This is a genomic window from Novosphingobium kalidii, assembly GCF_040534015.1.
Lineage (GTDB): Bacteria > Pseudomonadota > Alphaproteobacteria > Sphingomonadales > Sphingomonadaceae > Novosphingobium > Novosphingobium kalidii.
Genome location: NZ_JBEWLY010000023.1, coordinates 145,602 through 168,417 on the forward strand (window position 1 = coordinate 145,602; position 22,816 = coordinate 168,417).

Annotated in this window: 21 protein-coding genes (1 of these 21 running past the window's edge); 6 read left to right on the forward strand and 15 right to left on the reverse strand. The window is 61.9% G+C overall.

Going from position 1 to position 22,816, the window contains the following annotated elements:
• Positions 1 to 140: 140 nt before the first annotated feature.
• Positions 141 to 1,583: a sensor histidine kinase gene (locus ABVV53_RS14580; protein WP_353985154.1), complete on the forward strand. Its 1,443-nt coding sequence runs from the start codon at positions 141 to 143 to the stop codon at positions 1,581 to 1,583.
• 130 nt (positions 1,584 to 1,713) lie between these two features.
• The gene (locus ABVV53_RS14585; RefSeq protein ID WP_353985155.1) at positions 1,714 to 1,956 is read left to right on the forward strand and encodes a hypothetical protein; all 243 of its coding nucleotides are present in this window, start codon (positions 1,714 to 1,716) and stop codon (positions 1,954 to 1,956) included.
• Positions 1,957 to 2,012: 56 nt separating this feature from the next.
• Here the strand turns inward: ABVV53_RS14585 and ABVV53_RS14590 are convergent, their stop codons facing one another.
• Both ABVV53_RS14590 and ABVV53_RS14595 read right to left on the reverse strand, forming a co-directional pair.
• The gene (locus tag ABVV53_RS14590; RefSeq protein WP_353985156.1) at positions 2,013 to 2,522 is read right to left on the reverse strand and encodes a CinA family protein; all 510 of its coding nucleotides are present in this window, start codon (positions 2,520 to 2,522) and stop codon (positions 2,013 to 2,015) included.
• A 76-nt stretch (positions 2,523 to 2,598) separates the two neighbouring features.
• On the reverse strand, positions 2,599 to 3,060 hold the full coding sequence (locus tag ABVV53_RS14595) for an Lrp/AsnC family transcriptional regulator (RefSeq protein WP_353985157.1): 462 nt from the start codon (positions 3,058 to 3,060) through the stop codon (positions 2,599 to 2,601).
• Between the two features lie 107 nt (positions 3,061 to 3,167).
• Here ABVV53_RS14595 and putA point away from each other — a divergent pair, with 107 nt between their 5' ends.
• The gene (gene putA, locus ABVV53_RS14600) at positions 3,168 to 6,767 is read left to right on the forward strand and encodes a trifunctional transcriptional regulator/proline dehydrogenase/L-glutamate gamma-semialdehyde dehydrogenase (protein WP_353985158.1); all 3,600 of its coding nucleotides are present in this window, start codon (positions 3,168 to 3,170) and stop codon (positions 6,765 to 6,767) included.
• Positions 6,768 to 6,809: 42 nt separating this feature from the next.
• Here putA and ABVV53_RS14605 read toward each other — a convergent pair whose 3' ends face one another.
• The 3 genes from ABVV53_RS14605 to ABVV53_RS14615 all read right to left on the reverse strand — a co-directional run bounded on the left by ABVV53_RS14605 (position 6,810) and on the right by ABVV53_RS14615 (position 9,460).
• The gene (locus tag ABVV53_RS14605) at positions 6,810 to 7,280 is read right to left on the reverse strand and encodes a VOC family protein (protein WP_353985159.1); all 471 of its coding nucleotides are present in this window, start codon (positions 7,278 to 7,280) and stop codon (positions 6,810 to 6,812) included.
• Between the two features lie 2 nt (positions 7,281 to 7,282).
• Positions 7,283 to 8,449 (reverse strand): sulfotransferase family protein, encoded by a 1,167-nt coding sequence (locus ABVV53_RS14610; RefSeq protein ID WP_353985160.1) that lies wholly within the window; start codon positions 8,447 to 8,449, stop codon positions 7,283 to 7,285.
• Between the two features lie 117 nt (positions 8,450 to 8,566).
• Positions 8,567 to 9,460 carry a helix-turn-helix domain-containing protein gene (locus ABVV53_RS14615; protein ID WP_353985162.1) on the reverse strand — a complete coding sequence of 298 codons (894 nt, stop codon included), beginning with the start codon at positions 9,458 to 9,460 and terminating at the stop codon, positions 8,567 to 8,569.
• A 176-nt stretch (positions 9,461 to 9,636) separates the two neighbouring features.
• Here ABVV53_RS14615 and ABVV53_RS14620 point away from each other — a divergent pair, with 176 nt between their 5' ends.
• From ABVV53_RS14620 to ABVV53_RS14630, 3 genes are read left to right on the forward strand one after another with little or no spacing between them, the layout of a single operon-like run.
• The gene (locus ABVV53_RS14620) at positions 9,637 to 10,425 is read left to right on the forward strand and encodes an SDR family NAD(P)-dependent oxidoreductase (RefSeq protein ID WP_353985163.1); all 789 of its coding nucleotides are present in this window, start codon (positions 9,637 to 9,639) and stop codon (positions 10,423 to 10,425) included.
• A gap of 32 nt (positions 10,426 to 10,457) precedes the next feature.
• Positions 10,458 to 11,465 (forward strand): zinc-dependent alcohol dehydrogenase, encoded by a 1,008-nt coding sequence (locus ABVV53_RS14625; protein ID WP_353985164.1) that lies wholly within the window; start codon positions 10,458 to 10,460, stop codon positions 11,463 to 11,465.
• 1 nt (position 11,466) lies between these two features.
• The gene (locus ABVV53_RS14630; protein WP_353985165.1) at positions 11,467 to 12,714 is read left to right on the forward strand and encodes an MBL fold metallo-hydrolase; all 1,248 of its coding nucleotides are present in this window, start codon (positions 11,467 to 11,469) and stop codon (positions 12,712 to 12,714) included.
• 22 nt (positions 12,715 to 12,736) lie between these two features.
• Here ABVV53_RS14630 and ABVV53_RS14635 read toward each other — a convergent pair whose 3' ends face one another.
• The 10 genes from ABVV53_RS14635 to ABVV53_RS14680 form a co-directional block, all read right to left on the reverse strand.
• Positions 12,737 to 14,737: an acyltransferase family protein gene (locus tag ABVV53_RS14635; protein ID WP_353985166.1), complete on the reverse strand. Its 2,001-nt coding sequence runs from the start codon at positions 14,735 to 14,737 to the stop codon at positions 12,737 to 12,739.
• A 293-nt stretch (positions 14,738 to 15,030) separates the two neighbouring features.
• Positions 15,031 to 15,939, reverse strand: a complete 909-nt coding sequence (locus tag ABVV53_RS14640) for an NAD-dependent epimerase/dehydratase family protein (protein ID WP_353985167.1) — start codon at positions 15,937 to 15,939, stop codon at positions 15,031 to 15,033.
• A gap of 4 nt (positions 15,940 to 15,943) precedes the next feature.
• Positions 15,944 to 16,942, reverse strand: coding sequence for an ATP-grasp domain-containing protein (locus tag ABVV53_RS14645; RefSeq protein ID WP_353985168.1), 999 nt, complete (start codon positions 16,940 to 16,942; stop codon positions 15,944 to 15,946).
• Entirely contained in the window at positions 16,924 to 17,643 is a 720-nt protein-coding gene (locus tag ABVV53_RS14650; protein ID WP_353985169.1) for a metallophosphoesterase family protein, read from the reverse strand. Before ABVV53_RS14650 ends, ABVV53_RS14645 begins: the two co-directional genes overlap by 19 nt.
• The gene (locus ABVV53_RS14655; protein WP_353985170.1) at positions 17,640 to 18,785 is read right to left on the reverse strand and encodes a glycosyltransferase family 4 protein; all 1,146 of its coding nucleotides are present in this window, start codon (positions 18,783 to 18,785) and stop codon (positions 17,640 to 17,642) included. The genes ABVV53_RS14650 and ABVV53_RS14655 overlap by 4 nt, the downstream gene beginning before the upstream one ends.
• A gap of 5 nt (positions 18,786 to 18,790) precedes the next feature.
• The gene (locus ABVV53_RS14660; protein ID WP_353985171.1) at positions 18,791 to 19,672 is read right to left on the reverse strand and encodes a sulfotransferase domain-containing protein; all 882 of its coding nucleotides are present in this window, start codon (positions 19,670 to 19,672) and stop codon (positions 18,791 to 18,793) included.
• Complete coding sequence (locus ABVV53_RS14665) at positions 19,669 to 20,802, reverse strand: glycosyltransferase family 4 protein (RefSeq protein ID WP_353985172.1); 1,134 nt, start codon at positions 20,800 to 20,802, stop codon at positions 19,669 to 19,671. Before ABVV53_RS14665 ends, ABVV53_RS14660 begins: the two co-directional genes overlap by 4 nt.
• Positions 20,803 to 20,836: 34 nt before the next feature.
• Positions 20,837 to 22,072: an outer membrane beta-barrel protein gene (locus ABVV53_RS14670; protein WP_353985173.1), complete on the reverse strand. Its 1,236-nt coding sequence runs from the start codon at positions 22,070 to 22,072 to the stop codon at positions 20,837 to 20,839.
• On the reverse strand, positions 22,069 to 22,644 hold the full coding sequence (locus tag ABVV53_RS14675; protein ID WP_353985174.1) for a polysaccharide biosynthesis/export family protein: 576 nt from the start codon (positions 22,642 to 22,644) through the stop codon (positions 22,069 to 22,071). The genes ABVV53_RS14670 and ABVV53_RS14675 overlap by 4 nt, the downstream gene beginning before the upstream one ends.
• 157 nt (positions 22,645 to 22,801) lie before the next feature.
• On the reverse strand, positions 22,802 to 22,816 hold the 3' portion of the coding sequence (locus ABVV53_RS14680) for a sulfotransferase family protein (protein WP_353985175.1). 846 nt of this gene lie beyond the right edge of the window; the window shows 15 of its 861 coding nt (coding positions 847–861); the start codon falls outside the window, past its right edge — the gene reads right to left on this strand; its stop codon occupies positions 22,802 to 22,804.

The window sequence follows — 22,816 nt, forward strand, 5'->3', positions numbered from 1 at the left end:
TGACAGTTGCGCCGTCGTTTCGCAGCGCCGGACAAACGAGGTCCTGCCAATCATCTCAAGTCGGCGGCTTTCATTGACAATTTCGCTGGTCCCACGCAGGCGTGCGATCCAACTACTAACCCCAGGAACGGGGCACCAACTTGCCAATTCAGTTCGAAGCGCTGTGCACCCTCTCTCCTAATCCCTACGTCGTAGTCGACCGGACGATGAAGATCGTCTGGATGAACGATGCTTACCTTCGAGCAACGATGCGCACGCGGGATGAGATTACCGGGGTGCCGATGTTCAAGGCCTTTCCCAGCGCGCCCGGCACGGAAAGCTATGAAATGCTCAAAGGGTCGCTGGAGCGTGTTATCGCGACTGGGGAGCCGGATGAGCTGGCGCTGATCCGCTATGACATCGTTAATCCCGACGGAACCATGGAAGAGCGCTTGTGGAGCGCCACTCACACACCGTTGCTGGACGATGACGGCGCTGTCGCCTTCGTTCTTCAGCACACGGTCGATGTCACCGAACTGCAAGGCCTGCGTCGTCTGCGGGAGGAAATGAGCGTCGTTCAGCGTGCCAGCGCGGTTCAGGCGCGCAATGCCGACCTGCTGGCAGAGAGCGAAAGACTGCGCCGCCTTTTCGAGCAGGCACCCGGATTCATGGCCGTGCTGAGCGGTCCGCTGCACCATTTCCAGCTCGCCAATGCGGCATACCACCGTCTAATAGGAGGGCGTGACATAATCGGTAAGCCGGTGGGGGAGGCGCTGCCGGAGGTGGTGGAGCAAGGCTTCGTCGCTATTCTGGACCATGTCCGGCAAAGTGGAGAGCCATACTTCGGGCGCGGCGAGCCGATCCTGCTTGGGTCCGAAGGAGCGGTTCTGGAGAAGCGCTTTCTGGATTTCATCTACCAGCCGATTCATGGTGCCGGCGGCAGCATCAGCGGCGTGTTCGTTCAAGGGCACGACGTCACCGACGAGTTTCTGCTGATGCAGCGCCAGGAACTCTTGATCAACGAGCTTAACCACCGGGTCAAGAATACGCTGGCGATCGTGCAGGGTCTCGCCGCGCAGTCCTTCCGCAGTGTGGACCCGACCGGCGTCGCCCGCGCGACTTTCGATGCTCGCCTAAAGACCCTCGCAACTGCGCATGACCTGCTGACAGACCGCAATTGGGAGCCCACGTTGCTTGGCGAGACCGTTCGCATGGCGATCGCTGCTGCGGCCGGCTCGGATGCGGCTCGTGCGGAGATATCGGGCCCCGAAGTGCTGCTTGCGCCGCAAAACGCTGTGGCACTCACCATGGCGGTGCATGAGCTGAGCACCAATGCGATCAAGTACGGGGCCCTGTCGAACGACAAAGGACGAGTCCGGGTGACTTGGGAACAGACGCCTGTAGCGAATGGAGAAAGCTCTCTCGTGATCAAGTGGCACGAGCAGGGCGGTCCGCCAGTGACACCGCCGACGCGCAAGGGGTTCGGTACGCGGCTTATCGAGCGCGGCCTTACCGCAGAGATGGGCGGGCGCGCCGAAATCGACTTTCACCCAGAGGGCCTGCGCTGCCGAATTGACCTTGCCCTGGCGCAGGACGCGAGCTGAGATCGGCATAAGCGCTTCGGCTTTGTGTTTCTTGGGAAGGGACTCGTCGCAACTTTCCTGCCGGATATTCGCTTGCTCCTTGTGACCTGGGCGCTGCTTGAGGCGCTCACCATAAAAGAGGAGAAGCGTCATGCCAGGTGGCGGAGAATTGGAACCCAAGGACTCGCGCAGGGTCGTCGGGACGAAAGGTGACCCACAGAAGTCTTGGCGCGAGGAAGAGAACCCGCGCACAGGTCGGGGCGAATACGAGCCGGTAGACAGTCGCAATGTCACCGGACAAGCTTCGAACCCGGTGGATCGCTGGCAGGATACCAAAAAGAACACGTCGGGCGCTGCGGCTGATGACAGTGAACCAAGCGAGCGCAGGAAGTAATAGCCTCCGGTTGAGACATTACTTGCAGGGCCGGTACTCTTGTGCCGGCCCGTCTGCTATGCCTCGACGGCGCGTTGCAGCATATCGAGTGCGACATCGATCGTGGCGCGGCGTACACTCGCCCGACCCACCGGCCCGAAATGCTCCTCCCGGTGATCGGTTGGATAGTTACGCCTCGCGCAAGCAAGGTGGACCAAGCCCTCCTCGTCGTCCGATCCGCCGGGCCCAGCATAGCCGGTAACGGAAACGGCGATGTCAGCGTGGGACGCCTTCAAAGCCCCCAGCGCCATGTCGACCGCAATCTCTTTACTGACCACCCCAAAGCGCTCGATGCGTTCAAGAGGGATCGAGAGCAGTTCAGACTTCGCCACAGGTGCATAGACGACGAATCCACGCTCGAACGCGTGACTGCAATTGGGTATGTCGGTTAGCAGCGCGGCGATCAAACCGCCCGTGCAACTCTCTGCAGTGGCGATCTTAAGGTCCTTCTTGCAGGCCAGCGTGAGCATGCTCTCGGCTCGCGCCAAGGCTTTATCATGCAGCGAGCTATCGAGTGTCTCAGTCATCAGTTTCCGCTCTTTTTGCGTGCGATCACAATGACTGGCGCTTCGTTCAGTTCCGCAGGCCACTTTGGACAAATGATCAGCCGCCGAGATCCTTGACCGTTTCCATGGCAACGAATGTGGATGTGCTCGCTACATGCGGCAAACTCGAGATCTTCTCTCCCAGGACCATGCGGTATCGGCGAATGTCGGGCGTGCGTACCTTGAGGAGGTAGTCAAAGCTGCTGGCGATCATGTGACATTCCTCCACCTCAGGGATGCGCTGAACTGCCGAATTGAACTCTTTGAGCGCCGCCTCACGCGTGTCGGATAGCTTCACCTCGGCGAAGGCGACATGGTCGAGGCCAAGTCTTGCCGGATCTACCAGAGCGGTGAAGCCGCGGATCACGCCGGTATCCACCAGCCGACGCAGACGGACCTGGCAGGGAGACTTGGACAAGCCGATCCGCTTGGCAAGTTCGGTGACGGTGATCCGTCCATCCTCAAGCAGAGCAAGGATGATCTTTCTATCAAAGTCATCCAGATCGACTGTACTGCTCATCTCTTCAGCTCATTTTGCCTGCTACAGCCTGCATAGTAGGTCAATTCGGCCGCTACGGGGAGGAGGAAAGTCTGAAATGCTACAGTCAGGTGGGCTATAGTTCATGCATGGATCAAGCCGCCGCCTTCATGAACTTCGCTCCTCCGCTGAGCGCCCCTTCGCCTCTTCGTCAGGCAATCACGGCAGCTTATCGCCGTCCCGAACCGGAGGCGATGAAGCTTTTGCTCGAAGCGGCGACAATCGACCAAAGCACTCGCACCGCGATTGCCGCCACGGCACGCGATCTCGTCACCTCATTGCGCACGCATCGGAAGGGATCGCCGGTCGACGGGCTGGTGCAGGAGTACTCGCTATCTAGCGAGGAAGGTGTTGCGTTGATGTGCCTTGCCGAGGCGCTGCTGCGCATACCAGACAACGCCACCCGCGATGCGCTGATCCGTGACAAGATCGCCGATGGCGATTGGGCGGCGCATCTGGGCGGGGGTAAGTCGTTGTTCGTCAACGCCGCCACGTGGGGGTTGGTGGTGACCGGCAAGCTCGTCGGCAGCGTGGATGATCGGGGTCTGAGCACGGCCCTGACGCGTTTGGTGGCGCGTGCGGGCGAGCCGGTCATCCGGCGCGGCGTCGACCTCGCGATGCGGATGATGGGGGAGCAGTTCGTCACTGGCGAGACCATCAAGGAGGCGCTGCAGCGCGCCAAGGCGATGGAGGCGCGGGGTTTCCAGTACAGCTATGATATGCTGGGAGAAGCAGCGACAACCGCGGCCGACGCGGAACGCTATTACCGCGATTACGAGCGGGCCATTCACGCGATCGGCAAGGCTTCTGCCGGACGCGGTATCTATGGTGGGCCGGGAATCTCGATTAAGCTTTCGGCACTCCATCCGCGCTACGTGCGGGCGCAGGTCGAGCGTGTCATGGACGAGTTGCTGCCATCGGTCCGACGGTTGGCGATGCTGGCCAAGAGCTATGACATCGGCTTCAACATCGACGCAGAAGAGGCCGATCGGCTGGAGCTTTCACTCGAGCTGCTGGAGAACCTGGCGCTTGATCCCGGGCTTGCGGGTTGGGACGGTTTGGGGTTCGTGGTGCAGGCTTACGGCAAGCGCTGCCCCTTTGTGATCGACTGGATTATCGACCTGGCCCACCGCGCGGGGCGGCGGATCATGGTGCGACTGGTCAAGGGTGCCTACTGGGACGCCGAGATCAAGCGGGCGCAAGTGGACGGACTTGTCGATTTTCCTGTCTACACCCGGAAGTTGCACACCGATGTTGCCTATATCGCCTGTGCTCGCAAGCTGCTGGCTGCCACAGACGCCGTGTTCCCGCAGTTCGCCACTCACAATGCACAAACGCTGGCGACCATCTACCACTTGGCCGGACCCGATTTCACATTTGGCCAGTACGAGTTTCAGTGTCTGCACGGCATGGGCGAACAGCTTTACGGCCTAGTCGTTCCCAAGGAGAAACTCGACCGCCCCTGTCGCATCTACGCGCCCGTGGGGACGCATGAAACGCTCCTAGCATACCTTGTGCGGCGGTTGTTGGAGAATGGGGCAAACTCCTCGTTCGTCCACCGGGTTGCGGATCCCGCAGTGCCCATCGAAGACATGATCGCCGACCCCGCCGAAGTCATGCATGCCATTCCCCGACCTGGAGCTCGGCACGAGTTGATTGCGTTGCCACGCGATCTCTATCCCGAGCGGCCGAACTCAGCGGGGGTCGATCTCAGCGACGAGTCCGCTCTGAAGCAGTTGTCGCATGCGCTCAGGGACAGTGTGGAGGTGCCTTGGCACGCTGCACCGCCGCAAGCTCTGACAGGTAAGCGGGCAGTCCGTAACCCCGCTGATCGCCGCGATCTGGTCGGTCATGTTATCGAAGCCAGTGTCGATCAGGCGCGAAACGCCGCGCGAATAGCTGCAGCTTCAACGTGGAGCGCCGTGCCGGTCGCAGACCGCGCCGCCGTGCTGGAGCGGTGTGCCGATGCGATGCAGGATTGTATGCCGCAGCTGATGGGCCTAGCCATTCGCGAGGCAGGCAAGTCGGCAGCGAACGCCATTGCCGAAGTGCGCGAGGCGATCGACTTTCTGCGCTACTATGCGGCGCAAGCACGATCCACGATGGGCCCTGCGCAAAAGGCGCTAGGCCCCGTCACTTGCATCAGCCCTTGGAACTTTCCGCTGGCGATCTTCACCGGCCAGGTCGCCGCGGCTCTAGTCGCGGGAAATCCGGTGCTCGCCAAGCCGGCCGAGGAGACGCCCCTGATCGCGGCCGAGGCTGTCCGGCTGCTGCACGAAGCGGGTGTGCCCTCTGACGCGCTGCAGCTGCTGCCTGGCGATGGCGAGATCGGCGCGGCGCTGGTTGCGGCGCCGGAAACTACCGCCGTCATGTTCACCGGCTCGACCGAGGTGGCGCAGCTGATCCAGCGACAGCTGGCGCAGCGGCTCTCGCCCGAGGGCAAGCCCATTCCGCTGATCGCTGAGACGGGCGGGCAGAATGCGATGATCGTCGACAGCTCGGCCTTGGCCGAGCAAGTCGTGGCCGATGTCATAACGTCGGCGTTCGACAGTGCCGGGCAACGTTGCTCGGCGCTACGCATCCTGTGCTTGCAGGAGGATTGCGCAGACCGCGTGCTGGGCATGCTGAAAGGCGCTCTGGCGGAACTGCGCGTGGGTAATCCGGATCGCCTCAATATCGACATTGGCCCTGTTATTACCGCCAAAGCACGTGACAGCCTTGAGCGTCATGTCGAGACGATGCGCGCCCGAGGGCACCGGATCGAGCGTCTGCCGATGGGTTCAGAGACAGAGCGCGGTACCTTCATGGCACCTAGCATCATTGAGATCGACCGGATCGCTGATGTTGAGCGGGAGGTCTTCGGTCCGGTCCTGCACGTGCTGCGTTACCGCCGCGAAGACATGGACACCCTGTGCGATGCGATCAACGCCACGGGCTTTGGGCTGACTTTCGGGCTGCACACTCGCCTCGATGAAACCGTCGCACGGGTCACATCGCGCGTTAAAGCAGGAAACCTCTATGTGAACCGTAACATGGTGGGGGCAATCGTTGGCGTGCAGCCGTTCGGTGGGCGTGGGCTTTCGGGTACAGGCCCCAAAGCAGGAGGGCCGCTCTATCTGGGGCGCCTCGTGACCCGGCCGGCCGGGCTGCCACCGATTGCAGGACCCCACAGCTCTCGGCTGCAGGAATTTGCCGAATGGCTGGAAGCTCGAGGCGAAAGCACGGCTGCAGCCACTGCAAGGCGCTATGACCAGGGTACCGCATTAGGCGTAGAAATGATGCTGCCGGGACCGGTCGGCGAGCGCAACGTCTACACGTTGCACCCGCGTGGGCGCATCCTGCTCAAGCCGGTCAGCAAAGAGGGGCTCTACGCCCAAATAGCTGCGGTGCTGGCGACAGGTAACTGCGCGACTGTCGAGGGCATGGCGCTGCCGGCCGATCTGCCGCCGGGCTTGGCCGCAGCCCTTCGAGGTAATAATGAGCCGCTTGCTGGAGTGCTGGCGGAAGGCAATGCGGCACAAGTGAGCGAAGCGGTTCGGATCGCATCGGAACTGCCGGGGGCCATCATTCCGGTGCATGCCGCGGACGAGAGTGGGCGGTGGCGTTGCGAGTGGCTGCTGGAGGAAGTCTCGCTATCGGTGAACACCACTGCCGCAGGTGGCAACGCCAGTTTGATAATGATCGGCTGAGGCGCGACGATCCTCCCATGAGCGAAGGAGGATCTTACCGCCTCACATCGATTTGATCTGTTGCCACGTCCTATTCGGCATCCACGTGTATTCGAGATAGTGCCCGAAGACCTTGCGGGCATCGAGGTAAAGGAACTTGAGGTCGCCGTCCTGCGTGCCACCGCGCTCCATCGCGATGGGAAACTCCTGACCATCCACCCGCGAGCGGAAGTCAGCCCAGTCCTCGATGCGGAAGCACACGTGGTGAAAACGCAAGGGGCCGCCGTTGGAGAGGCAGTTCGCGTACAAGCCAACTTCATCGATCTCGCTTTCGATCAACTCGTACTGCAAATCACCGATCCAGATGAAGCAGATCCGGCTCTTCTGGCGCTTCGGACCCGCGGGGGTCATCACTTCCTGGTCGACGGAGATGATGATCGGCTCTTTCTTCAGGCCCCGCCCGCGGAACAGGTCTATGCCGGCTTCAAGATCGTCGCAGACATAGGCGTTCTGGTAATGCAGCCCCTCCAGCATCGTCAGCCTTCCCGCGCTACGTCATAGCGCGCTAGGTAGCGTTCGAAGAGGCGGGTGAGCTGTTCCTGGGTCAGCCCGTACTGAGCCAGCTTGTACTCGTGCTTGCCGAACTTGTTCTGCGGATTGTCGTCCAGCCAGCCCTGAATGCCGGCCTCGGCTTCACTCGTCCATTCGTCACCCAGCGCTTTGTAGAGCGTTTTCATCGTGCCGATGGGATCGTCCAACATGCCATCGTAGTGAACGTCGATAATCTTGTCCTCTCCGAACTTGTCACGAAAGTCCATGATCCGGTTGGCGTGCTCGGCGGCCTGCCAAGGATAGTTCTGGCTCAGCCATTCGATGTCTGGCGCACCCAAGTGACGGCGGTGCGAAAGCGAAATGATCGAGCACAGCGAAGCTGCGGCCGAGTAGGGGTCGCGGTGCGTCCAGATCACGCGGGCATCCGGGTATTCGGCAAACAGGTACTCAAGATAGAGCGCATGGCTGGGCATCTTGAGGTTCCACACGCCCGAAGCCTTGTCCTGCAGCACCTGAAGGAACTTGCGATGGTAGGCATAGGCGCTGGTCATGTCGGCGCCGAAGATGAAGTCCCTGTAGGCGGGCAGGCGGCCCTTGGACTCGATCATCAGCGTCTTGAAGTCGCCGGCCATGATGAAGACGTCTTCGTTCGGGTAAATGGCGGAGGAACGGTAATACTTGCCGGCCTCGGGCATGGCTTCGAGCATTTTGCGCTCGGCTTCCAGCCTTGCCAGCGCTCGCGGATCGGACTTGAGCGTCTCGCCGGTGGCGGGCGGCACCGGATCGTCGATCTCCCAGGTGAGCGGTGAGCGGCGAGCCGGGTCGGCGGCGAGCAGGTTGGACAGCAGAGTGGTGCCGGTGCGCGGCACGCCCATGACGAACACGGGGCGCTCGATTTTGCGGGTTTCCAGCTCCGAATTCTGGCGCAGGTAGTCGGCCACCTTCAGCCGGTTCGTGAGGTAGTGGAGGCAGTCCTTCTCGATCTGCGCCACGCCGCTATCGATGTACCAGCCTTTGTCGATACCGGCGTTCACATCTTCAATGAGAACCGCCAGACCTTCGCGGAAGCTCTCACTGTCGAACGTGGCCATGCCGACGGATCTGACTGCGTTCTCGACGATTGCGTCTGCGTGCAGGTGTTGCTGCGCCATGGTCCCTCTTTCCCTCTCGCTGCCTTCGGGCTCTCGCATGTGAGCTAACCCGGCGGTGGCAGGTGCTGGCAATGCGGATTACGACTCGAGCCGGGACGTTATGTTGAAATCAGGACATTACCCGCGCTGTCGAGCAGTGTCTGCGATACTCCGGCCCTGGCGATTGCGGAACGTACTGGGGCTGGCACCGACAGCCCGGCGAAATGCGAACGTGAAGCTTGAGGGGGAAGCAAAGCCCATGGCGAAGGCGATCGCCTTCACGCTTTCGCCCGCCATGAGCATACGTTTGGCGGCCTCCATCCGGCGCTGCTGGATGTAGTCACCGATCGAACAGCCGCGGCTGACGCGAAAACCACGGGTGAGCTGGCGCACGGAAATACTGCACAGGTCCGCCAGTTCCTGAAGCGTCGGCGCGCGGGTATCCTCTGCCAGGTGTTCGTCGATCAGCCGCAGGCGCCAACCGGAAAGACCTCCAGTTGCTGGCCGCTCGGCAACCTCTAGGGAATACCGCGCCAACTCCAGTGCGAGTTCGCCGGCCAGGAAGTCCAGCATGCGCTTCCACCCAAGACCCGGATGGCGCACTTCCTCGGTAAGGCGAAACAGGATCGCACGGACGCGAGCGCTGGCAATGTCCAGTGTCCCCGCAAGATGCTGGTCACTCCACTCCAGCGGGCGCCCGGCGAGTCCATGCACCAAAGCAGGGTCAAGGTGGCAGATCAGTGACGCTTGCCGCCCGCTTCCGCCGCGTATGTACAGCGACTCTCCCGGTGGGAGCAGGAAGATGTCGCCCAAGCGTTCCAGCCGGTGCGGCCCCCATCGCTTGGCATAGCCTCCGCGGCTGGAGAGCGGCCGCGGCGTGAGGCACATGTTCAGGTGATAGCGATCTTCGATGGCGTGGACTGAGGCGGTGGGTGTCGGCATGTCGAAGCGCACGATTTGAGCGGTGATGGACCTGCCTACAAGTTCAGCGTCCACCGTCGCAGTGGCGGCGGGCGAGGGGATGTCCTTCACGTCTTGTCGCTCCCGTATCGGCTGGCACGAATCTGAACGGCACCCCGGAATTGTGTCCGTAGCTATACAGTCCGGCTTGAACTCTACGAGCGGCGGGGTTGCGGCGCAATCGTCCCACAGGCGAAATTCCGGGCCAACGAGCGCTGAGGGGCGTTACGGGATCTGAGGAGAAAGCAATGGCAAGCGGCCTGTTTGACTGCACCGGCAAAGTTACAGTGGTCACCGGCGGCAACGGCGGTATCGGCTTTGGCTTCGCCATGGGTGTCGCCAAGATGGGCGGAGACATTGCAATCTGGGCCCGCAATGCAGAGAAGAGCGCGCGTGCGAAGGCTGACCTGGAAGCTGCCGGGGCAGGCAAGGTCATCGCCTACCAGATTGATGTCTCGGAAGAGCAGAATATCATGGATGGCTTTCGGCAGGTCATGACTGATTTCGGCCGCGTGGACTGCGTGTTTGCCAACTCCGGCGCGAGCCCGCGTTACAACTCGGTCTTCGACATGCCGAGCGAGCACTGGCACGAATTCCAGAAAACGGCGCTTCATGGGGCGTTCTTCACTTTGCGCGAGGGCGCACGGCACATGAAGGCGCGCGCGGAGGCTGGAGAGCCGGGTGGAAGCCTCGTCGCTTGCGGCTCGCTTTCTCTGTTCCAGGGGCTTCCGGGCAAGATGGAATATGCTGCATCTAAGTCGGCTATCGCCGCGACGGTGCGTTGCCTTGCCATCGAGCTGGCGCCGCTCGGCATTCGCGCGAACGTGGTCGCCCCCGGACTGATCATGACGCCAATGATGGGCGAGGGGGAGCGAGCGAAGCAGGTTGAGGCGCACTTTGCGCCGACCATTCCGATGAAACGCACGGGCTTTCCCTCAGACTTCGAGGGAATTGGAGCTTACCTGTGTTCGGATGCGTCCTCGTTCATGACCGGTGAGACCATCACCATCGACGGCGGTTACATGGTTCGACCGTAAAAGCGATAGCAAACGGGACGAGGAGTGAACGAGTGGAACTGCTGAAAATCCATGGTGCCGGTGACGTTCGCGTCGACCCCTATGAGCGTCCGGTGGCAGGCCCGAAGGACGTTGTGGTGAAGATGAAGTCGGTCGGCATTTGCGGATCCGACCTTTCCTACATCAAGATGGGTGGCATACCCCCGGGGACGGAAACAGCACTGGGTCACGAAGGTGCGGGCGACGTGGTGGAAGTTGGCAGCGAGGTGGAAGGCATCGCGATCGGCACGCCAGTCATCGTTAATCCGATGATGACACCTGGCAACATCGGTTCAGGCGGTCCGGAGGGCGCGTTCACTCAGGAACTGCTGGTCCGCGAAGCGCGACTCGGAGATTCGATCCTGCCGATCCCTGCAGGCATTTCTTATGATGTTGCCGCCATGTGCGAGCCGCTCGCGGTTGCCATGCATGGGGTCAATCGAGCCGAGGTGAAGCCGGGCGACAAGGTTGTGGTTTTCGGGTGCGGCCCCATTGGACTTGGCATGCTGCTCTGGCTGATGGATCGCGGCATCACCGAAGTGGTGGCGCTCGACTTGTCAGAGGAGCGACTGGAGCGGGCCCGCGCGCTGGGTGTCCAGGCGGCGCTCAACCCGGCCAAGGTCAAGTTGCGGGAGGAACTTGCGCGGCTTCATGGCGAGGTGCCGAGCTATGGCCGCGTTGGTGTCGGCACGGACGCCTATATCGATGCCGCCGGCGCCCCGTCGATCCTGACGGACGTGATCATGATGGCGAAGCTTCACTCTCGTATGGTAATCACTGCGGCCTACATGAAACCGATCGAGTTCCCGGCAGGCCGAATGCTTACGAGCGAGATGACGATCACCACCGCTGTCGGATATCCGACCGAAATGCCCGAAGTGATCGCCGCGATGCCGCGCCTGCAGGACAAGATCGCGGCGATGATCAGCCACAAGCTGCCGTTCCGGGACGTGATGAAGGGATTGGAGGTCGCCGCACGCCCGGAGTCCGCAAAGGTGATGATCGGCTTCGAGGAGGCGTGAGATGAACGAGAAACAGGAGGTTGCGCCCAAGCTCGCCGATCTCGTCCGTTCCGGTGATGCTCAGGCGGCGGCGATCGCGATCACCGACTTCGTGTTTCAGGCGAACGACATCTCGAACGCTTATCTTGTCACGACACGCGACGGTGACCTGATGGTCAACACGGGCTTCATGGATAACGTGGAGCGCAACAAGGCGCTTTTCGCGCCGCACCGGACGGGTGCGCTGGCGTTCATCGTCCTGACCCAAAGCCATGCCGACCACTTCGGCGGCGTGCCTGAATTTCTTGAAGAGGGCACGCAGGTTATCGGCGGTCCCGGCTTTGTCGAAGCCAATGCCGACATGAGGAACCTGCAGGCATTCTTCGGGCCAAGGAGCGGCAAGCTGTGGGGCTCGACGCTGAGGCGGGGCGGGACACCAAAGCCGGCGCCGCTGGTGATCCCGGACATTCTGATCGACCGCAAGCTGACCCTTGAACTGGGCGGTCGGACTTTCGAGATTATCCATACGCCTGAAGGGGAGACGGTGGATGGCCTTACGGTTTGGATGCCCAGGGAAAGGATCGCCTTCACTGGCAACCTGTTCGGACCTGTCTGGCTGTCGATGCCGTTCCTATGCACCTTGCGAGGTGACAAGCCGCGGTCGGTGCGCCAGTATCTCAAGTCGCTCGATAAGGTGCGCGACCTCAGCGCCGAGATCGTGGTCACCGGGCACGGTGATGCGATCTATGGGGCTGAGCGTATTCGGGCGGATCTGGACCGGATGCATGCCGCCGTCACTTACGTGCGCGATTATACGCTGGAAGGCATGAAAGCGGGCAAAGACGTGCACCAGCTCATGCGCGAGTTCTCCTGGCTAGAAGGCGCGGCCATCGGCGAGTTCCATGGTAAGGCGAGCTGGGCGGTCAAGACGATCTGGGAAGAGTACTCCGGCTGGTTCCATTACGAAGACGGCACTACCGAACTGTACGGCGTGCCGCGCTCCAGCGTGGATGCAGACCTGGTGGAGCTGGCTGGCGGCCCCGCAAAGCTGGCGGAGCGCGGGCAGGCGAGGCTTGACGCGGGGCAGCCGCTTGAAGCTCTGCACCTCGTCGCCATCGCACTGGGCATCGTACCGGACAATCTTCCGTCGCTGAAGGTCAAGAAGGCCGCGACTGAGGCGCTTTTGGCTGCTTCGGGCGGCAGCAACTTGTCGGAGGCGATGTGGTTGCGCTCTGAAATCGCCGAGATCGACCGGGTGCTTGGTGCCTGAGTTCCAACGCTACGGGCAGAACTTAAGGGTGATCGCGTAGAGCTGACTTCAAAGCGGGCTCCAGACGTTTCGAGCCGGGTATGCTGAGGTGGTGACTGTCGAAGTACAAGGGCGTGCCATCGACAAAACCGAGACAGCGATCGGACGGGCAAAGTGTCCGGTCCGGATAGACGCGTTTAAGGTTCGGGTGATTGCCGAGTCCGTCCAGTAGCGGAATCGAAAATCGCTGGCGGTGAAGAAAGCCCCGTTCGGGGATAGCGAAGGCGTTGGGCATTCGACCTTCCGCAGCGAGGCGCGCCATTGTCGAAGGTATATCGTATCCCATCTCGGGCACGGGGTACATGATCACGACGTGCTTTCCCGCTGCAAGCAGCGTGTGGACGAGGTCGTAGAGTCCGCGTCGTAGTCCCTCGCGGGCTTGTGCGGTAAACTGTGGGTACGGTGTGCCGTTACTGTCTTCCAGCACCGGTAAGTCGGCGTTCGTTTCAGCGGGCCCATATCGTGTGGCACGACCACGGGAATACAACGACCAGCGTGCCGCCAGGATCACGGTCGAGATTTCGGGATGTCCTAGCACGTAGTCCAGCCGTTGCTGATTTCCCGCGATACACTCGGCATTCGTGCCGATGCCCAGGAGTGGCGGACAGCGTGGCGTCGCGCCGTAGATCGTGCTGGGGCCGGAGCGGGAGATCTCTTGAAGCGCGCCGTACAGCGCGCCGGCATGAGAGTCTCCCCAGAGAAAGACCGAGGCTGAAGCAGGGTTTCCGATGGTGCAGGGCGAACTGCGCATCAGTTGCAAGCCAGTAGACGAACATTCATCGGCGAGTGCATTCTGCGATCCGGCGTATGCGGAGAGTACGCGCACCTTCTCGGGAAAGCGTTGGGGAAAGCCACGCGCCAAGTAGATGACCGAGCCCAGGGCGAAGACAGCCGCTATGGAGCCAACGGCGGCAGTGAACATGCGTATTTCGGTACGCGATGATCGAGGGGGCGACTGGCGGAATGGCCGTTCAACATACCTCCAGGACAGCGCGCCCAGGACGAATGAGAGCGCAATCAGCCCCAGCGACTGCAGAAGCGTGGGATTATCGATGTTGTAGTAGATAAAGAATACGATCAGCGGCCAGTGCCAAAGGTAAACGGAGTATGAGATCAGTCCGACCGCGACCATCGGCTTGGCGGCAAGTAGTCGGCCCACCCTCGTCTGGCCACTACTGCCCGCGTGGATGATCAACGCTGCTCCGAGGCATGGTAGCAAGGCTGCGAACCCTGGGAAGGGCATGCCTTCCGAAAAGCCGAAGGTGGCGGCGAGAATCATGCAGATGCCAGAAGCCGCCCCCAGCTCTCGCACTGTGGCATTCGGCCAGGCTGGAACAGCGCCCAGGGCAAGCAGGCTGCCGCACAGCAGCTCCCATATGCGGTACTGCGGCAGGTAGAAGGCTGCAGTGGGGGAGTGTGAGAGAACCAGGGCACCTGCCACACAAGAGAAAGCGGCAAGTCCAGCGACGACCGGAACCACTCGAGTTGGCCATTCCCTTCTCAGGCCGGCCAGAACAAGCGGGAAGAACAAGTAGAATTGCTCCTCTATGGCCAGCGACCATGTGTGGAGCAGCGGCCTGGCTTCGGCTCCTTCGAAGTAACTCCCTTGCATCCAGAGGAAGAAGTTGGAGACAAAGAGGGCGGCGCCCACAGCGTTTCGACCAAACGCCCTGAAATCGCTGGGGATGAGAAGCAGCGCCGAGACAACTGCCGTCACCGCCAGCATTGCAAACAGCGCTGGCAGGATCCGGCGCACGCGTCGCTCGTAGAAGTGCACCAGCGAAAAGCGGCCCTCCAGGATCTCACGGTCAAGCAGACGCGTAATCAGGTAGCCCGAGATGACGAAGAACACGTCGACGCCAACAAAGCCTCCCGGCGCAAGGCTCGGCTGCGCGTGGTAAAATACCACTGCGATAACAGCCAATGCACGAAGACCGTCGATGTCCGCGCGGTAAGCCGCAGCAGTTTGAGGCCTGGCCGGCACGGCAGACGCCTCGAAAGCAGATGTTAACGCGACGCGCATGGAATCCCCGAGTCATGACATCGAACGCGCGCAGAATGCGTCATAAGTGCAGGAGCGTCACAGCGCGGACGGAGGGGGACACGTCTCTTCAGCGGTAAGCCAGGAGGCTAGGTAAAGCGATTATGCTCGCCGCAATTCCCGCGGATTTGCTGCTGCCACGTTGAACGCGGAGGACGTGGCAGATCGGCTTGCCTTATTACTATGCAATGGTGGATTGCCGCCGAGCGCGTTCGAACGCGTGGGTAAGGCAGGGATCAGCGCGCGGTCTGCGTGGGCTCGCAAGGTGAGAGAGCTTCCATCAGACCTTCCCTCAGAGCGCGCGGACGGTAGCCCAATGCGTGAAGGCGCGAGCAGTCGAGCGCAGCGAACCCGAGATCAGGACTAGCTGAAGACGGGCCCTCCTCGATTAAATGATCCGGAGCTTGGCACAGGTCCGCAATAGTTCGGGCCAGATCTCTCACCGTCGTGCGTTCACCCGATCCAACGTTGAGCGGACCCTCGGTACGATCTTTGATTGCCAGTAGAGCCGCCTTTGCAACGTCTTCCACGTGAACGAAGTCGGCACCGAAAGAGCCGCCGCCGTGAAGCCGCACCGGTTTTCCCGCCTTCAGTTGGTTCAGAAAGCCAGGCACCAGCCCGGTTGCGCCCGGACCGCCGTACACCGAACCGAGCCGTAGCGTCGCGCAGCCGATACCAGCCCGCTCGCACATATCATTGGCGTAAATCTCCTGCAGGAGCTTGGAGCCCAGATAGAAGCCACGGCTCGTCGGCATCATGGCATCGTCTTCCCGGCGAGGGCTGCCGTCCCCGAACCGATACGCATTGCCGCTCGTTGCATGGACCATGTGCCGCATGCCGGCCCGCGCCGCCGCCTCAGCAATCTTGAGCGTCCCCCGCGCGTTGATACGCCAGCACTGCTCCGCACTCGCGGGATCACGAAGATTCGCCGGTATGTAGGCCGCCAGATGCAGCAACACGTCGCAACCTTCGAGGCAGCCTTGCGTGATGTCATTGCTGAGGTCCAGCAGGGCCGTTTCGGCTCCCGGCATCGGCGCCGGTTCAGGGTGGCGCATCAGCAGGCGCAAAGCATAGCCCGCCGCTTGCAGGCGAGGCGCTACGTGGCTCCCGACGTAGCCAGTGGCACCGGTCACCGCGATAAGCATGGTGTCAGACCATCGCCGCGATCTGCTCTTCGGGAACGTACATTTCCTGAAGGTAGCGCAGGATGACACCAGGCCGTCCTTGTGGCTGCTCGATCCTCGTTCCATGCAAGAGCTTGCGAATGCACATTTCCACTTCGTTGAACCCGAGCATCGCCCGCATTGGCGTGGTGCCGGAAAAGCGCGCATTGATCTCGAAGACGCGAGCTGTGCCATCCGGATCGGTACGGAACTGGAAGTTGGCTGGGCCGAAGGGGGCAAGCGCCTCTCCGAAGGCCTGTACCTGAGCATCGAGATCAGAGTAGTTGCCGGCGTACGCCCGGTAGGTGTTTCCGTCCCGCAAGTCCCGGCGCAGCACAATTGATGCTTGCGTCCGGCCGTCGAAAACAAGCACGCCTGCCGTATACTCGGTATCGTCGCTGCCAACGCATTCCTGCACGACCAGGCCATCCCGTCCTTCCAGAGTGCGCGCGAGATCTGCTTCGTCGTGGACGACGGATACCCCTGCCGATCGGGCACCGACCCGCGGCTTTACGACGAGGGGGAAGCCAACCTCAGTGACCAGACGAGACAGCGCTTCTGCGTCTTCGGGCAAGGCTGAGGCGGGCGGCTTAAACCCCTTGCTTTGCATGAAGCGGTAGGTTTCGTACTTGTCCTCCGCGACGGCGACGACTTGCGGATCGCTGATAAGGACAATCGTGCCGAACCTCTCCTGAATCGCGGCGCGTTCCTTTGCGAAGAAGGCGAGTTCCACATCGGTACCGACAAGGAGCGTGTCGGGGCGCTCGCGCTCAAGGATGTCCCAGATCGCCTGTCGGTAATCCGGCTGCGAGGCCATAGGCACGCGATAGCCCTTGTCAGCCCAGTAGAGCCCCGAAGACAGGGGGTTGGGGTCGACGGCGACGATCTCTGCCTTAAGGGAACTGCCTCGCAACGCTTTGATGATGCCTTGGCCAAGCAGGGCGCCGCCGCCAGTGACGAGCGCTTTCAGAGGAACCAGCTGCATAGACGGCTCTTTGTTTGGGAGGACATGGAAGTGGCATTGATCGCACGGCAATGCGCTGCACGATCGAACGGCACCGGATGGCTTGTGAGCGTCAGCCCGTTGTCGCTGATCTGAGCCATCGTCCAGCGCAGCAGCGGATCGTTTCTATGGCGGGGCTGGCCGAGCGAGGGCAGCGTGTGAACTTCTGCCCGGCCACTACAGTAGCTGCGGCTGCGATGCGTATGGCCGAAGAGGCCGTAGAGCCCTTCGCGTGTCGCAAGAGCCACGCTCGCCTGCTCCATCGAAGCTTCATCGTTCAGGTAAGTCCAGTCGCCGAATGCGAAGGGGTTGGCGTGGGCGGCGAACACAGGACCGGCGACCCAGGACTCCCGCCAGGGTAGTGCACGAAACGAGTCCACTTCCATTCGCTCGGTGGTCCAGTCGATCGCCTCGCGCAGCCAGTCCGGCAACCCATCTCTGTAGGCGGTGCGCCCCTGCGCCAGGTCGAGATAGAGCTGGTCGTGATTGCCCAGAAGCAGAATCGCTCCGTCTCGGTCCACCGCTTGGCGGGTGAGGGCGACGGTCTCTTCCGGCGCAACGCCATAAGTCAGGAGATCGCCCAATATGAGCAGATGATCGAACCCCTCCCTACGGGCAGCCTCCAGTGCCTCCGCAAAGGCAGAGCCTACTGCGTGCACGTCGCTGATGGCGGCGATCCTCACGCAGCGTCTCGCTGGCCAGTAGGCACCTGTTGATCGTGATAAGGAGTACTTTCGTCCGTGACTTCTCGATAAAGCGACAGGTGCTCGTCGGCGCAGTGTTCGATGGAAAAGCGCTGCGCCGCGGCCAAGCTTCCCACCGAAAGTTTGCGATAGAGCTGCGCATCGTTGAGCACGCGAACCAATGCACGGGCAAGGGCGCGTGGGTCGCGCGGCGGAATAAGCAGGCCGCTGACATCATCCGTGACCATCTCCCGATTGCCCGCAACGTCCGTCGCGATGATCGGCAGGGCTGACATCGATGCTTCGATCATAGCGATCGGGAAACCCTCCCACAAGGATGAGTTCACGAGTACGTCCGCCTCCCGCATCAGCGCATCCACGTCGCTGCGTGCGCCGGTCACCTCGACGATATCGACCACGCCGTGCTTTCGGATCAGTTCGCGCAGGCTTTCCACCCATGCGCCGCCGCCGACGATCTGGATCAGCGGCCTTCGTCCCAGAGGCTGCATCGCTTCGCGCAGATGAGCCGCCGCCCTTACCAGCGTGGCATAATCCTTTTGCTCCGACGGCGTGCCAACGGCCAGGATGATCGGGTGTCTGGCAGGCGCACTTCGCGCTGTACTGGCCCGGAAGCGCGGGCTGGCAGCGTTAAGGATCGTATGGACTGGCCGGCGGGCATGGTGCTGCGTCTGCAGCTTACATTGTTCGCTGATGGCAACATAGCGGCTGACGATGCGGTCGAACATCCAATATGCCCGGGGAGGGAAACTCAGGCGGCTGTTGTGATGCGTAAGGACAACGGGAACCCGTGCTGCCGCAAGAGCAAGTATGGGCAGGGCGCCGGCCGTGTGACTATGAATGATGTCGGGCTTTACGCTCTGCAGCGCTTTGCGGAACGCCAGGGTGCCGGTCACGATGTTGCGCCTGTTCTCGAGTGCCAATGATTGCGTATCGACGCCGGCCTGATGCAGTCGCTCGCGCATCTGCTGTTCGATATTTGCCGGGTTGCCCACCTGTGCGGCGTCGCTGAGCGAAAGCACCGAGGCGTAGTGGCCGCGCGCGGCAAACGTCGCCGACAGGTTCTCGACCAAGGTCTCGGCCCCGCCTGTCGTGAAACTGGTCAGGATGGAGCAGATGCGCACCGGCTTCACCCCCGCACCTGCATCGCAGTGGCACCAAGTTCTACGCCGGTAGCAGCAAGCAAGCTGCGCCCGAGTTGGGTGAGCCCTTCGGCACAGGCGTCGAGGACGTGAGCCACTTCCGCTGGAGACATGACGTTTCCGTAAGCATGAGCCTTGCCACTGCGCATTCGTAGGCTCTGGGTGTCACCCCTGTCATAGTCGTGATCGGGTATGCCTTGCTCCTGCTCCCGAGCGCGCATCTTGTCGAATTGTGCCAGCGCGATAGCCCGCTGCAGCAAAGCGGGCTCGACTGCGATGTTCAGGAAGTCGAGTATGCCAGCGACCGCAGACTGCGTGTCTGAGTGCAAGTCTTCATAGCTTCGCACCAGGTGTTCGCGTGTCGACAGCGCCTCCGCCCAGCCGTTTGTGAAGGCGATCAGGGCGGGCAGGCCATAGGTCGAGTTGTCCAGGAACGCGCCGATAGATCCTTCGAATACGCGCTTGTGGCGCGTCGCGTGGAAGTATGCGGATACGATCACGTCTCGGGGGTCGCGGACCAGGAAGATGATCGGGCGCTGCAGAAACATTCGCTCATTGAACGGTAGGTGGCTGACGAGAATGAGCGGCAGCTGCGGGCGTTTGCCGGCGAAACCGTTGATCCCACGGTGGCGGCTGCGGTCGAAGTTGGGCAGAACGCGAAAGGTGCTGGCCAGATCGGGCTGGAAGCCTAGCTCAGCAAGTTCTGCAAGATAGCAGGACAGCAAGTAGCGTAACCATGTGCGTCCGCTCTTAGGGAAGGATACCAAGATGGCGTCCGCGCGCGTGGCTGCGGCGCGCAGTTGGGGCTCGTGCCAGTAGCGGCGGCGTACCGCGCGTAGCAGGGACTTGATGTTCTGGTTCGCCATCATCGTTTCGCTCCCACGGTTTCATCAATGAGCTGCTCGATCGTTGCTTCCCACAGCTTCAGCACTCTGGCAGGCTCGAATGCGGCCATGCGTTCTCGGGCAGCACCGCCCAGCCGGTCGCGGAGGGCATCGTCGCCGCAAAGGCGCAGGATGGCGGCGCCCAGAGCGGCCTCGTCGCCGTTCGGAACCAGCAGCCCGCTCTTTTCCGGCTCGATCATGTCACCCGGTCCCCACTCGCAGTTTGTGGAGACAACCGGCAGTCCGGCAGCCATGGCTTCGCTGAGCACAAGGCCCCAGCCCTCGAAGCGCGAGGACAGGACAAAGATATCGGTTTGCCCTATCCACTCGCCCGCTTCGCGAGTGATGCCAGGCAGCACGATGCGGTCAGTGAGGCCGAGGCTGTCGCGCTGACACTCCAGAGCGCTCCGCTCAGGCCCTTCGCCCCAGATCACAAGGCGCCACTCGGGAATGAGATCCGCACAGCGAGAGAAAGCATCGATGAGGCGGTCAAACCCTTTCTGCGGAACAAGGCGACCGACAGCACCGATAGTGTGGCCGTCAGTGTTTCGCTGCGCCGCGCCACTGGGCAAGGTGGATGGATTGGGAATAACCCAGGATCGCTTCCGCATGTTGGGCGGGAAATAGCCCATTGCCCCATGCGTCATCGTCACCAGCCCGGCGGCGCGGGCATATGTGTGCCTTCGCAACAGCTCCCAGACCGGGCCGACCTTCTGCAATGCCGGATTGTTGCGTTCCGACACCAGGACCGGCGGTCCGTTCCGGCCAGCCGCCAGCACGCTCAGTACGTTGGTACGGGTGAGGAAACTCACGACGAGATCGGGCGAGATTACCTTGAAGGCGGCTTGGAGCAGCCTGAGGCGAGCGTGGCTGTAGCCTAGCGCGGCCAGAGGGCCTTGCCGCTTCGACTTAAGGCCAAGTGCCAACACCTGCACCGCATGGTGATGGTCGTAGTAAGGTATGCTCTCCCGCTCGTCGAAAGCCAGCAGTGTGACCTTCCATCCCTTGGCTGCGAAATGGTTGCACAGCTGGCTGACGATGTGTTCCGAACCTCCAGCACCAAGGCCTTGCAGAACGAAGACGATGCTCGGAATGCGAGAGCGCCCCATCAGCATCCAACCACTCCTTCCGTCAGCAGCGCGGTGCAGGTCATAGTGACACCTTCAGCTGCAAGGCTGCTCTTGCGCGTTCAAAGTCTTCAAGGGGGGCGCTGCTGTTGCGCTCGGCGGCTCGAACAAGGATGCCGAACCGAACGCGGCGGCTGGCCAGGTACTCGATTTCGCCGATACCTGCGTAAGTCCGCTCACGAATGCCGGTCCCGAAGTAGGCGCTGCGGCGGTACACTGCGCTCGCCTGCCAACGCAGGTTATGGAACAGCTCTTGCTGAAGGCCGAATTGCACGCGCGTGTCCTGTCGGGACTGCGCTCCTGTGCGATACGTGGCGACATCACCCACGAAGCCGTCCAGCGTGAAAGCGAGGCGCTGGCGCGGCTGGTAGATCAGGCTGGCCTGCGCTGAAAAGCCGTTGCGGGAGTCGAACTGCGGGCTGTCAGGCGTAAAGCGGTAGAGCCCCACCGCCGCCTCGCCGCGTATGAAGCCACCCGGATCGACAGCGATTCCCATACGGCCTGAATACGTTGTCGCGTCGCGGTCTTGGCCCCCGATTGCCGTCAAGCGGAAATCGCGCCTGCTGATGGTCGCCTCGCCGAAGCCTCGCAGGGTGCCGGACACCCGATAGCTCAGCCGGAGGAGGGCGGCGTAACGATCGAGGTCGCGTGCTCGATCGCTTTGGTCGTCGTAGCGCAATCGTGCGCCAAGCCCCCGCACGCTGACGCCCAGCCTGGACCATTCATGTGCCAGCTCCACCTCTCCTTCGAGAGCGTCGAGCTCGCGCGGTCCGAGCCGCGGATCGGTTCGCCCCTCCGGCTCGCCGCGGTCTTCGACGATATGGCGATAGGCTGCCTGGAACGCGACGAGATCGGCATCTGTGGGCTGCCACCGGACACCGGCTTCGGCGTCCCCGCCGACAGCGTCTTCGCTGGCGTTCTGGAAGAACTTGCGCGCGTTGAGCCGCGCCAATCCCGTGATGTCGAAAGCGCCTGCTTGCTTGCGCAATAAGGCATAGGGCTGGACGATGACCTTGAGGTCATCCGTCGTTGCGAACTCCTGAGCGAAGATGTTGCTATCATATTCGAGCTGAGCTGTGGCGCCGACGAACACGTTCCCGCCCAGCAGATTGACAGGGCGCGGCTCATACTCCTGGTCCTGGATGCCGAGCACCGAGGCGACCGGCGTCAGTTCCTGCGCCGCGGCAGTGACAGGCGTGAACGGCGTTATGGTCAGCGTCCCGGCAAGTATGGTTCCTTGACGGATGAGCCGTTTCACAGCCACCGCTCATAAACGCGGACGGCATCTCCGGGCTGAAGCATGTCGTTTTCGGTTGCTCGTCCGGTGATCTGCTTGCCGTCCACGATGCGGGTGATACCCACTTGGGTTTCCCGTGCGCGGAAGGTGTAGCCGCCTGCCGCCGCGACGGCTGCAAGTACCGACATGCCCGGGCTAAAGGCATACTCACCTGGCCTCTGAACCTCGCCCAGCACGTAAATCGGGCGCAGGCGAACGGGCTGTATGCTGACCGTGGGTGCGCTCAGCAGCCGCGCGCCGACCAGACGTTGTACCAAGTCCCGCTGCAGATCGGGAACTGTCTTGCCGCTGGCGGGAACGTCACCCAGCACTGGAAGCGACAAATTGCCGCTTTCGTTGACGATGTAGGTGACGCTTGCGCTGTTGGTTTCAGTCAGTTCCGGGATCATTACCCGCAACTCGTCCCCAACGCCGACGCGGTACGTGCTTACCGGCGAGCTGGGCAGCGACGAGAGCTGCGACAATCCATTGCTGCACCCGCCAAGGCTGAGGGCCAGTGACAGGGCTGCCAACCATCTGCGATTTGAGGCCATTTCCTCTCTCCCGTTTCCTGCCTCGGAAACTTAGCTGGAAGCCGCCGGCAGACGTTGTGCAATTCAGGCCAGCAGCTGGCGCAAAGGGCGAATGCAGGCAGAACGCGAGCAAGGAGCATACCTCCAAAGGGGAACTTCATCACGCATGGGAGGCATCCTAGTCGGCGTCGGG